General features: G+C 67.0%; 1 protein-coding gene. It reads left to right on the forward strand.

Features of this window, described 5'->3' with window-relative positions; all coding sequences use genetic code 11:
* The coding region (locus tag H5J30_RS35775) for an acyltransferase domain-containing protein (protein ID WP_181791939.1) at positions 1-534 on the forward strand (534 nt) is incomplete at both ends.

The raw sequence follows: 534 nt of genomic DNA on the forward strand, positions 1-534 counted from the left end.
CGCCTCCTGGAACGCACCGGATACACCCAACCCGCACTCTTCGCCCTCGAAGTCGCCCTCTACCGACTCCTCGAACACACCGGCATACGCCCCGACTACCTCGCCGGACACTCCCTCGGCCAGATCACCGCAGCCCACTGCGCCGGAGTCCTGACCCTGGACGACGCAGCACTCCTCGTCACCACCCGCGCCCGCCTCATGCAAAACCTGCCACCCGGCGGCGCCATGACCACCGCCCACACCACCCCCGACACCCTCACCGAACTCCTGGCTCAGCACCCCGACGTGGCCATCGCCGCACACAACGCCCCCACCACCGTCACCCTCTCCGGACCCCAACCGGCCATCACCGCCATCGAAGAAGCACTGAGGACCCAGGGCATACGCGTCCGCCGACTCCACGTCAGCCACGCATTCCACTCACCCCTGATGAACCCCGTCCTCGACGACTTCCACCGCACCGCCGAAAGCCTCACCTACCACCCACCCACCATCCCGATCATCTCCAACCACAACGGCCAACTCGCCACCACA

Source organism: Streptomyces phytophilus, from assembly GCF_013870535.1.
Classification (GTDB): Bacteria; Actinomycetota; Actinomycetes; order Streptomycetales; family Streptomycetaceae; genus Streptomyces; species Streptomyces phytophilus.